Origin of the sequence: Pseudomonas tremae, assembly GCF_023278125.1 — a bacterium.
Classification (GTDB): domain Bacteria; phylum Pseudomonadota; class Gammaproteobacteria; order Pseudomonadales; family Pseudomonadaceae; genus Aquipseudomonas; species Aquipseudomonas tremae.
Genome location: NZ_CP066270.1, coordinates 537,501 through 549,763, shown reverse-complemented (window position 1 = coordinate 549,763; position 12,263 = coordinate 537,501). Strand labels below are relative to the sequence as shown.

Here is a 12,263-nt window from a genome sequence, read left to right as displayed (position 1 = left end):
CTGGCAGGTTCAAAGCCCGAGCATCAAGCCGCTCAGGCGTTTTACTTTGCGGCGCAGGGCTTCTTCGAAGATACCCTGGCGCGGTTCGATCAGGCTGAACCAGTGTTTGGCGCGGGTGATGCCGGTGTAGATCAGTTCCTTGGTCAGTACCGGGTTAAGCGCTTCGGGCAAGATCAGAGCAGTGTGAGCGAATTCCGAGCCTTGGGATTTGTGTACGGTCATGGCGTAGACGGTTTCCACTTCGTTCAGGCGGCTCGGCAGGACAAAGCGCACGCCGCCGCTGCCGTCATTGCGCGGGAAGGCGACGCGCAGTACCTGTTTGCCCTCGCCGTCACGCTCGGGCAAGCGCAAGGTGATGCCGATGTCGCCGTTCATCAAGCCAAGGCCGTAGTCGTTATGGGTCATCAGCACTGGCCGACCTTCGTACCATTGCTGCTCGCTTTCGATAAGGCTGGCATTGAACAGCGCATGAGTGATGCGCTGGTTCAGGCCTTCCACGCCCCAAGGGCCTTTGCGGACAGCGCAGAGTAGCTGGAATGAGTCGAACGCGTTCAGCACCGAGCGCGCCCATCGGGTCCAGCACGCGTCGTCGAGTTCAGCGCCATCGACCGGGCGCTCGGCGGCCAGCACGCTCAGGTAATGCCGATACCCCTGCGGACCTTGCTCGCCCTTGCCAAGGCCTTCCAGCACCAGACGCTCGAACTTGAGGTCCTGCTCGCCTTTGAGCGTCAGCGCGAACAGGTCGGCGTGGCTGCCAGCCGACAGCAACGCCCTCGCCTGTTGATCCTGCTGCTGGTTGACCAGCCGGGCCAGTTGACCAATGCCGCTGCCCTGCCCGAACCGGCGCGAGTGACGCAACATGACCACTTGCTGGGCCAACGGATGTTGCTGTGCATCGCCTTGGCGCAGCGCGCCCTTGCTGAGGTCTTCGCCGCCAACGGCTTCCAGCCAGGCCTGGGTTTCGGGGCTGTAGAAGCCCTCTTCAGCGTCGCGGCACAAATCGCCCAGCACGGCGCCTGCCTCGACGGAAGCCAACTGATCCTTGTCGCCCAGCAGTACCATACGGGCATGCGGCGGCAGTGCGTCAAGCAGGTTGGCCATCATTTCCAGGTCGATCATGGACGCTTCGTCGACTACCAATACATCCAGCGGCAGCAGGTTGCCTGCGTGATGACGGAAGTGCCGGGTGCCCGGGCGACTGCCGAGGAGGCGGTGAACTGTGGTGACTTCGCTGGGGATTTTCTGGCGCACGTCGTCGCTGACGTCCAGGCTCTGGACCTGCTGGCTGATGGACTCGGTCAGACGTGCGGCTGCCTTGCCGGTAGGTGCTGCCAGGCGAATGCGTAATGGCTGGCCGCTCTGCACGGCGGGAGCTTGAAGCAACGCCAGCAAACGCACCACGGTAGTCGTCTTGCCAGTGCCTGGACCGCCCGTGATGATGCTGAACGCTCGACGGGTGGCCAGCGCACAGGCAAGCTTCTGCCAGTCGATGACAGCGTCCGACGCAGGGCTGGCGGGCTTGAACAATGCGTTCAGACGCTGCGGCAGATCGCCAGGAGGAGCGTCGGCTTGCGCGAGACGCTGGCGCAAGGCTGCAGCAATGCGCCGTTCATAGGTCCAGTAACGGCGCAGGTATAGCCGCCGCTCCGCCAGCACCAGTGGCTTTTGCAGCCCCTCGGCGCTGGAGTCCCCTGCCTCGGCCACCAGCGAGCTGCGGGCGAGCGCCTGGCACCAGGCCGCTCTCTCCAGCGCTGCGAGCAATTGCGAGGGCAGCATTGTTCCGCTTTGTTGATCACCTTCAGGCGGCAGCGAGAGAGCAAAGTCAGGCTCTTTCAGGGTCTCGTATAGATCAAGGCAGACATGACCGTGGCCCAATTGATGGCTGGTGAGTGCCGCAGCGACCAAAACCAGCGGATCAGACTGGGGATCAAGCTCACTGAGGAACGCGACGAACGCCCGGTCCAGCGCGCGCAACCAGCCGCGTTCGACCCAGCGTTCCAGCAACATCAGAAGGTCATCCACACGAGTCAGCGGACTCAATTCGGCAAGGCCGGCGTCGTCCAGGGTGGCAGGCAACAGATCGTCAAACGAGCGGTTCATGCCAATGCTCCCGGCAGATCATGCGGTATCGGCTTGCCCTGAAACAGCAAGTCCAGGCTTTCGATCAGCTCGCGTGGCGGGCGGGTGAACCAGGCACCTTGAGACGCTGCACGACTGCCGCGCAGAAACAGATAAATCGCGCCGCCCATGTGCTGATCGTAATCGTAGTCGGCCCTTCGTGCCTTGAGCTGTCGATGCAGGGCCAGCAGGTAGAGGACGTATTGCAGGTCGTAGCGATTGTCGAGAATCGAAGCCTCCATCGCCAGCTCGGTGTAGGCGTCATCATCGCTGCCCAGCCAGTTGGACTTGTAGTCGGCGACGTAATAGCGGCCTTCGTGCTCGAAGGTCAGGTCGATAAAACCTTTGAACATACCATTGAGCGAGACGGTTTCGGTCGCCGCTCGTGGCGCGTTGTCGTGGGTAAAGCGGCGCACGAGTGCGTCCATTTGCGCCACATTGACGTTGGTGCTGGCGAACCAGAACTCCATCTCGACGCGGTACTGATTAGGCTGATCCAGATCACCCAGCGCGACTGGAGAGGCATCGGGCGAAAGACGCAACGGCATGGTCAGCGTCTGCTGTAACCAGTCGCGCAGGGTCTCGATCCAGCCCTTCCAGCCGCGCCGATTACAGCGACGGGCAACGGCATCTTCCAGTTTATCTGGAGCGTGCGCGGTGTTTGCAAAACCTTCATTACCCGCCCATTCCAGTAGGCCGTGCAGAAAGGTGCCGGGGTTGGGGCCACGCGGGAAACGATGGATATCGCCGCCGCCAAGCAGAATATCGCGAGGGGCCTCAGGGTCGAGACGCTCGTCATCAAAGAGCTTCTGCGCCTGCGGGCTGTCAGGCGACTGGTCGGCACCAGCGGTTACCGTATCGCCAATGCGCAGAGCACTGTAGGAAGCTATCCACCAGTTCTCGGCAGCACGGCGTTTAGGCACCAGCAGTTTGACCAGCGAGGCGTCGTTGCGCGGCGCGCTGAAGCTGTTGTCGGTGGGCTCGGGAACTGTCTGCAAGGCAATCGCGCCGCAGCCTTCTGCCAGGTCACGCAGCCACACCTTGAGGTCAGGCGAATCGGACAGCGGCGTGCCACCACCCAGCAGATAACCCAGCGCCGAACGGTGCAGCATCGAGTTGTTGGCATTGCCACGCTTGAGGTCAGCGACGCCCAGCCAGCAAGCGTATTCCGAGCGGGTGAGCGCGACATACAGCAAGCGCAGGTCTTCTGCCAGACGCTCGTCGTCGGCTTGTCGGATCAGCGCTTCAGTGGGCTGCAGACTGATCTGAGGGCGACCCTCGGCGTCGTGAAACTGTAGCGGCAGGCGGCTGCCATCGACGGGTTTTGACGAACAGATAAACGGCAGAAACACTAATGGATACTGCAGCCCCTTGGACTTGTGGATTGTCACCACCTTGACCAGTTGCTCGTCGCTTTCCAAGCGCAGGATCTGCTCTTCTCCAGCCTGGCCGGACAATGCCAGGTGATCACCAAGATGACGAATCAATGCCTGTTCGCCATCCAGCTCGGCGGCGGCCTGCTGCAGCAGTTCGGACAAGTGCAGCAGGTTGGTGAGCACTCGCTCGCCATCGGTGCGTGCCATCAATGTCTGTGGCAGTGCGAAGTCGTGCAGCAGGCGGCGCAGCATCGGCAACACACCCTGACTGCGCCATACGGCACGATAACCACGGAACTGCATGACGCGCAGCTCCCACGCCAGTTCGTCCTGATTCAGACGCTCCAGCTCGGCCAGCGACAGGTCCAGCGTGATACACGCCAGTGCGGCACGCAACGTGCGTTCGGAATCCGGTTCGGCGCAGGCCTTCAGCCAGGACAGCAGATCATGAGCTTCCTGAGCAGCGAATACCGAATCCTTGTCCGACAGGTAGACGCTGCGCACGCCGCGCGCAGTCAATTGCTGACGCACCGCCTGCGCTTCCTTGCCATCGCGGACCAGAATCGCGATGTCGGCAGGCCGCAGCCCACGCAGTGTCTTGTCAGCTGAAGCGAAACCGGCACTGCCCTGCTGACCGGCATTGAGCAGGCGCACGATCTCGCTGGCGCAACTGGCTGCAAGTTGCTGGCGATAGGCGACGCCGGACACCGGTTGCTCACTTTCCAGATGCCAGACGGTCAATGCAGTCAACGGGCTGCCATCGACTTGCAGCGTCTCTTTGCGACCTTGGGCCAAGGCGTCGGAGAACGGCACCTGGTTGCCCTTATCGTCACGAAACAGAAAGGCGCCACGACCTTCCACACGTTGCTCGGCGCGGGTGAAGACGTGGTTGACCGACTCGACCATCGCGTGACTGGAGCGATAGTTGGTGTCCAGCGTGTGCCAACGCCCGTTGGTGGCTTGGCGGGCACGCAGGTAAGTGTAGATATCGGCGCCACGAAAGGCATAGATCGCCTGCTTGGGGTCGCCGATCAGAAAGAGTCCGGTTTGCTGATCGTTGTCTTCGAGGCGGTAAATGCTTTCGAATATCCGGTATTGCACCGGGTCGGTGTCTTGGAATTCATCGATCAGTGCGACAGGAAACTGTTCTCGAATCAAGGTGGCCAGTCGCTCGCCGCCTGCACCGCGCAATGCGGCGTCGAGCCTGAGCAGCATGTCATCAAAGCCCATTTCGGCACGACGGCGCTTTTCTTCTTCAAAACGGGCACTGACCCACTGCGCAGCATGCTGCAACACGGCGGCATCCGGTGTGGGCAAGCCGTCGAGCGCGGGCTTGAGTTCGGCCATGGCCTGGAACGCCGGGTGCGAGGGCGGATCGCTTTTCCAGGCCTCGGCAATACCCTCCGGCGTCAAACGTGTGAAGCCCGTGCCGAGGTCCAGCGCTTCCTGGCTTTCGTCTGCGGCCCATGCGGACAGCTTTTCAAACCAGGGCTTGAAGAAGCGTTCCTGCATCTTGCGACCGTCGACCACCTTGCGCGCCACGGCGTCCTGACAGAGGGCGTACAGTTCGTCAGCCCATGCAGCCCAAGGGGCTTTAAGGGCCGCGAGTGCTGCCCGACGCTCCTGCAAAGACGCCTCGATCAGCTCGGCAGGCTCTTGGCCAATAGTGCTACGGTCCCGGCCAAACAAGCCTCGCACGCGAGGCAACAGCGCCGCCGGACCGCTCCAGTTTTTCCGTACCCAGGCCAGCGCGTCGCCGCTCATGGGGTAGCAGAACCGGCGCCAATAATCGCGCAGCACCTCGCCGAGCAAGTCGCTGTGATCGGTCTCGAGGGTTTGAGTGAACAGGCTGCCGCTGTCGAAAGCATGCTCGCGCAGCATGCGCTGACACCAGCTGTGGATGGTCGATACGGCCGCTTCGTCCATCCATTGCGCGGCGATGTCCAGGCGGCTGGCACAGGCTGGCCATTGCTCGACCTCGAACTGCTCGCGCAACTCGGCGATGAGGCCATCCGGCGCTGCTATCTCGTCCCGAAAAAACCGCGCAGCGTCGGCCAGCCGCGTACGAATCCGGTCGCGCAGCTCCTTGGTCGCAGCGTCGGTAAAGGTCACTACGAGTATCTGCGGCGGCAGCAATTCACGGCCGAAGCCGGACTCTTCTGAACCGTGCCCCAACACCAGACGCACGTACAACGCGGATATGGTGAAAGTCTTGCCCGTACCGGCGCTGGCCTCGATCAACTGACTGCCGCGCAGCGGAAAACGCAGCGCCAGAGGGAGCGATTGCTGGTTCATGCGCCGCCCTCCCCGCCAGACAAGGACTGCCAGGGCGCATCGTAAATCGGTTTGTAGAGCGTTTCGCACCAGCCAGCGAATTCTTCGCTTTCCATTAAAGCGTCAAAATCCGGAAACTGCCGAGCCAGTGCGGTGCTTTCGCGACGCTCGCCATCGGTGGTTTGCCCGTCGCCTTCATACGCTTTGCGGGCTGCGGCTTCCGCTTTGTCGGCAGGCTGGCCCAACCAGGCGAATGCAGTCTTGACGGCTACCGGCAGTGGTCGCTGCATGCCGTGCAGCCAGGCCATCAACAGGTGATTGAGAGTGCTGACGGCTGCAGTTCTTTCCATTGGCTCAAGCATTAGCGTTTCATCGCTGGCCACCAATGCAGTGCTCAACGGCAGTTCACAGGCGCAAGCCACCAGATGATTCACCCACGGACGAATCAACCGATGCCATTTGCGGGTCTTTTTCGAACCGATGCTGTTGGGGATCGCCGTAACCAGCAGTAACTCGCCGCTGCCGTTGCGATGTAATCCGCCAAGCCAGCCATCGATCCTCACACCGCTGTGACTGAAGCTGATCGGCAATGCACTGCTCAGGGTTTCGGGCCACAGCGTCAGCAGGTCGTGGTAACGCTTGAGTACGTCCGGCAATGGCTCGATCAACTCGTCCTGCATGCTGGTACCGAACCCGGCAAGAGGCAACAAACCGCTGGCTTGCAGTTTCAGGGCCTGGGTTTTGAGGGCGACATCGATATTGTCGGGGGAAACCATAGCGGCACTGAGCAGGCTTTCACTGAGGCCATAGCGCTCCAGGGCATCCAGCACGAACGGCTCTTCATCAGCGAGCGGCGCTTCGGCGACCTCAAAATAGATTTTCAGGCGCTGACTGAAAAAGTGCTTCACCGGGTTTCTCAGGAAGTCCTGCAATTGCGCGATGGACAGCGGCTCCTCCTGTTCATGGGCCGGCAGCTCTAAGGGAACAGGCGCTTGGGCATCGGTCTCGTGAAGCAGACGCCATTCGCGGGCAAAGCTGAAAAAGCCCGTGCCTGCATGGAAGTAACTGGCACTGAACGGCTGAAGCGGATGGTGAACCGTCAGGGCTTTCAGCAAGCGCTCGCCGTCGTCCAGGCTACTTTCGGCATCGCTTTCGCCAGCCAGTTTCCAGCCGCTGGCAAGATGGTCACGCAACTGGCCTATCAGCACCGAAGCGGGACGCTCGCTGTTATCACGGATGCTGCGGCCAACCCAGCTGACGTACAGTTGATCCCTGGCCGAAAGCAGCGCTTCGAGTAGCAGATAGCGGTCATCTTCGCGCCGCGAACGGTCGCCAGGGCGGTAATCACTGCCCATCAGGTCGAAATCCAGTGGCGGCTGAGCGCGGGGATAATCACCGTCGTTCATGCCCAGCAGGCACACCACTTTGAACGGGATGGCCCGCATGGGCATCAGGGTACAGAAGTTCACAGAACCGGCGAGAAAACGCTGGGACAGACGGCCTTGATCAAGGCCGGCCAGCCAGGCTTCGCGAACCACGGTCAGCGGCAACTCTTCAATAAGCTTTACCGTTGCGCAGGTCTCCAGCCAGTTTTCACGTAACGTTTCGAGCTGAGCCAGCAGGTAGTCGTCATGTTCGCTGTCGGCCTGAAAAAACAACTGCAACAGCGCCTGCAAACGCGCGCCCCATTCGTCAGGCGTTGCTGGAAGTGACAGTTGCGTGTGGGCGACCTGAAGCGCATCGATCAGCGCCACCAGAGGGCCGATCAATGCAGCATCCAGCCCACCGATTTCATCGTAGGGCTCAATGCCATCGTAAGCAGTACCGGCCCCCACGGCATAGCCCAGCAGCATGCGGCGCAAACCGAAATGCCAGCTGTTCTGCTCGAGAGCATTCGGCAAACCCAGACCGGCGCGCTGCTCTGCGTTTAGCCCCCAGCGGATGCCTGCACCCTCGATCCAGCGGTGCAGGGTTGGCAGATCGCGCTCCTGAATCCGGAAGCGCGCTCGCAGCGCAGGAACATCCAGCAGGTCGAGAATTTCACTGACAGGGAAACGACTATCGGGGAGCTTGAGCAGATGCTCGACTGCAATCAGCAACGGCTCACGACCACGTTGCCCTTGGTCCGCGAGGGTAAACGGGATAAAGCGGCGATCGTCCCGTTCGATCTGGCCGAAGACAGCGCGAATATGCGGTGCATAGCTGTCGATATCAGGAACCATGACGATTACGTCACGAGGGCGCAGGTTGGGGTCTTTGCTGAACCGCGCCAAGAGCTGATCGTGTAGCACTTCCACCTCACGCTGAGCGCTGTGGGCGATATGGAAGCGAACAGAGCGGTCTTCCAGAGGATTAACCGCTGGCCACTTTTCTCGCGTCTCATCCAGTGGGCGCAACTCGAGAATGTCGTCCTGCAACTGATTCAGCAAGTTGAGGGGTTCGGCATCACTGAACAAATCGATCCGTTCGTCCTTGAAGGACGAACGATAGCTGCGCGGATCGTCATGGCTGTCCAGCAGGTTGATGTAGTCACGGCCCTGCTTGCCCCAAGCGGCGAGCAGCGGATGCGCATGTTGATGAAGCGCCTGTGGATCAAGGATCATCGGCATGCCGGTCTTGCGCGCCTGGCGTTTGTACTGGTGCCTCAGCAGGTCCTTGTCGGCAACGATATCAGTCCAGTGATGGCGGCAAGGGTTATGTACACAGAGCAGCACCTGGCTGAACTTCGCCAGCCCTGCCAATGCTTCGAGCGCCTGTGCCGGCAGTGAGGAGATACCGAAAACGATGACTCGTGCCGGCAAGCCCGGTGGCGCTTCGGTCATGCTGCCGATGCGTTCGATAAAGCGCTGATGCACGCCAGCGCGGCTCTGCGACATACCCTCGGCTCCGACATCATCCAGCAAGGCACGCCATAACTCGGCCTGCCAACAGTTGGCATCTGTCAGTGGTCTGGACTGCCCCCGTGCGTCAAGAAGCTGATGATGGCCAGCGGCCCAGTCATTCAGCCAGTCAGCGCGATAGACCTGATATTGGTCGAACAGGTCGGAAAGGCGCTCGGACAATTGATAGCGCTTGCGCAGGTCCGTGTCGTCTGTCAGAAAACGCTGCAACGGTTCGAAGTGCGGCTGATTGATAAGTGCGGGTAGCAGGCGCATCAGGCGCCAGGTCAGCGGAGTCTTGTCGAGCAAAGACGCCGAAGGGATTTCATCGCTGCCCAACACCGTGCGGTACAGCGTCCACATGAAACTGCCGGGTAGCTGAACATCTATGGCTGCAGCAATGCCGCAGCCGCCATTGTCATCATCCTGAGCGTCTTCAGCTAATGCGAGCTTGAGCCACTGGGCGATGCCGTTGCTCTGCACCAGGGCAATCTCGTTCTCAAGCGGCGCCAAGGGATAACGACGCATCCAGGACACGACCAGACTGCGCAGTTCATCCGGGCGGTTACCTTGAACCACCATGAAACCTGCGCTTAGAGAGGTCGTTACGGACATGCTTGCTTCCTTGGCGGGTGCGATTGGAACCTGAGGCCGAACCATAAGGGCAAGCGCGCTGGATTGCTATAAGCATGTTGATCCGGATGACTACCGGGTATTGGCAGGCTTGCCTGAGCGACGGGATGAAGTTTGGCGAACGCCATAAAAACAAAAACCCTCAACGCATAAGCGATGAGGGTTTCTGGAATTCAATCTTGACGATGACCTACTCTCACATGGGGAAACCCCACACTACCATCGGCGATACATCGTTTCACTACTGAGTTCGGGATGGGATCAGGTGGTTCCAATGCTCTATGGTCGTCAAGAAATTCGGGTACCGAGTCGTGCCATACGGCGCGCTTCAGCAAATCGGGTATGTGACAGTCAGTTATTCAGGTGTCGCTTGTGACGCAAACTTTCGGTTCGTGTCATCTTCACAGTCACCGCAATCTGGTCATTCGACGCAAATTGCTTGGGTGTTATATGGTCAAGCCTCACGGGCAATTAGTATTGGTTAGCTCAACGCCTCACAGCGCTTACACACCCAACCTATCAACGTCGTAGTCTTCGACGGCCCTTCAGGGAACTCAAGGTTCCAGTGAGATCTCATCTTGAGGCAAGTTTCCCGCTTAGATGCTTTCAGCGGTTATCTTTTCCGAACATAGCTACCCGGCAATGCCACTGGCGTGACAACCGGAACACCAGAGGTTCGTCCACTCCGGTCCTCTCGTACTAGGAGCAGCCCCTCTCAAATCTCAAACGTCCACGGCAGATAGGGACCGAACTGTCTCACGACGTTCTAAACCCAGCTCGCGTACCACTTTAAATGGCGAACAGCCATACCCTTGGGACCGGCTTCAGCCCCAGGATGTGATGAGCCGACATCGAGGTGCCAAACACCGCCGTCGATATGAACTCTTGGGCGGTATCAGCCTGTTATCCCCGGAGTACCTTTTATCCGTTGAGCGATGGCCCTTCCATACAGAACCACCGGATCACTAAGACCTACTTTCGTACCTGCTCGACGTGTCTGTCTCGCAGTCAAGCGCGCTTTTGCCTTTATACTCTACGACCGATTTCCGACCGGTCTGAGCGCACCTTCGTACTCCTCCGTTACTCTTTAGGAGGAGACCGCCCCAGTCAAACTACCCACCATACACTGTCCTCGATCCGGATAACGGACCTGAGTTAGAACCTCAAAGTTGCCAGGGTGGTATTTCAAGGTTGGCTCCACGCGAACTGGCGTCCACGCTTCAAAGCCTCCCACCTATCCTACACAAGCAAATTCAAAGTCCAGTGCAAAGCTATAGTAAAGGTTCACGGGGTCTTTCCGTCTAGCCGCGGATACACTGCATCTTCACAGCGATTTCAATTTCACTGAGTCTCGGGTGGAGACAGCGCCGCCATCGTTACGCCATTCGTGCAGGTCGGAACTTACCCGACAAGGAATTTCGCTACCTTAGGACCGTTATAGTTACGGCCGCCGTTTACCGGGGCTTCGATCAAGAGCTTCGCTTGCGCTAACCCCATCAATTAACCTTCCGGCACCGGGCAGGCGTCACACCCTATACGTCCACTTTCGTGTTTGCAGAGTGCTGTGTTTTTAATAAACAGTCGCAGCGGCCTGGTATCTTCGACCGGCGTGGGCTTACGCAGTAAATGCTTCACCCTCACCGGCGCACCTTCTCCCGAAGTTACGGTGCCATTTTGCCTAGTTCCTTCACCCGAGTTCTCTCAAGCGCCTTGGTATTCTCTACCCAACCACCTGTGTCGGTTTGGGGTACGGTTCCTGGTTACCTGATGCTTAGAAGCTTTTCTTGGAAGCATGGCATCAACCACTTCGTGTTCTAAAAGAACACTCGTCATCAGCTCTCGGCCTTAAGATCCCGGATTTACCTAAGATCTCAGCCTACCACCTTAAACCTGGACAACCAACGCCAGGCTGGCCTAGCCTTCTCCGTCCCTCCATCGCAATAACCAGAAGTACAGGAATATTAACCTGTTTTCCATCGACTACGCTTTTCAGCCTCGCCTTAGGGACCGACTAACCCTGCGTCGATTAACGTTGCGCAGGAAACCTTGGTCTTTCGGCGTGGGTGTTTTTCACACCCATTGTCGTTACTCATGTCAGCATTCGCACTTCTGATACCTCCAGCAAGCTTCTCAACTCACCTTCACAGGCTTACAGAACGCTCCTCTACCGCATCATCAAAAGATGATACCCGTAGCTTCGGTGCATGGTTTGAGCCCCGTTACATCTTCCGCGCAGGCCGACTCGACTAGTGAGCTATTACGCTTTCTTTAAAGGGTGGCTGCTTCTAAGCCAACCTCCTAGCTGTCTAAGCCTTCCCACATCGTTTCCCACTTAACCATGACTTTGGGACCTTAGCTGACGGTCTGGGTTGTTTCCCTTTTCACGACGGACGTTAGCACCCGCCGTGTGTCTCCCATGCTCGGCACTTGTAGGTATTCGGAGTTTGCATCGGTTTGGTAAGTCGGGATGACCCCCTAGCCGAAACAGTGCTCTACCCCCTACAGTGATACATGAGGCGCTACCTAAATAGCTTTCGAGGAGAACCAGCTATCTCCGAGCTTGATTAGCCTTTCACTCCGATCCACAGGTCATCCGCTAACTTTTCAACGGTAGTCGGTTCGGTCCTCCAGTTAGTGTTACCCAACCTTCAACCTGCCCATGGATAGATCGCCCGGTTTCGGGTCTATTCCCAGCGACTAGACGCCCTATTAAGACTCGCTTTCGCTACGCCTCCCCTATTCGGTTAAGCTCGCCACTGAAAATAAGTCGCTGACCCATTATACAAAAGGTACGCAGTCACCCAACAATGTGGGCTCCCACTGCTTGTACGCATACGGTTTCAGGATCTATTTCACTCCGCTCTCCGCGGTTCTTTTCGCCTTTCCCTCACGGTACTGGTTCACTATCGGTCAGTCAGTAGTATTTAGCCTTGGAGGATGGTCCCCCCATATTCAGACAAGGTTTCTCGTGCCCCGTCCTACT

At 58.8% G+C, this 12,263-nt stretch carries 3 protein-coding genes and 2 rRNA genes (1 of these 5 only partly in view); all 5 read right to left on the bottom strand.

Annotated elements, in window-relative coordinates; translation table 11 throughout:
- Positions 1 to 9: 9 nt before the first annotated feature.
- Positions 10 to 2,100 (bottom strand): exodeoxyribonuclease V subunit alpha, encoded by a 2,091-nt coding sequence (recD, locus tag I9H09_RS02430; protein WP_122347880.1) that lies wholly within the window; start codon positions 2,098 to 2,100, stop codon positions 10 to 12.
- Complete coding sequence (gene recB, locus I9H09_RS02425; RefSeq protein WP_236502498.1) at positions 2,097 to 5,789, bottom strand: exodeoxyribonuclease V subunit beta; 3,693 nt, start codon at positions 5,787 to 5,789, stop codon at positions 2,097 to 2,099. The genes recD and recB overlap by 4 nt, the downstream gene beginning before the upstream one ends.
- On the bottom strand, positions 5,786 to 9,262 hold the full coding sequence (gene recC, locus I9H09_RS02420) for an exodeoxyribonuclease V subunit gamma (protein WP_122346498.1): 3,477 nt from the start codon (positions 9,260 to 9,262) through the stop codon (positions 5,786 to 5,788). Before recC ends, recB begins: the two co-directional genes overlap by 4 nt.
- Positions 9,263 to 9,457: 195 nt before the next feature.
- Positions 9,458 to 9,573, bottom strand: a 5S ribosomal RNA gene (gene rrf, locus I9H09_RS02415).
- Positions 9,574 to 9,730: 157 nt separating this feature from the next.
- A 23S ribosomal RNA gene (locus I9H09_RS02410) occupies positions 9,731 to 12,263 on the bottom strand; it runs 361 nt beyond the window's last position.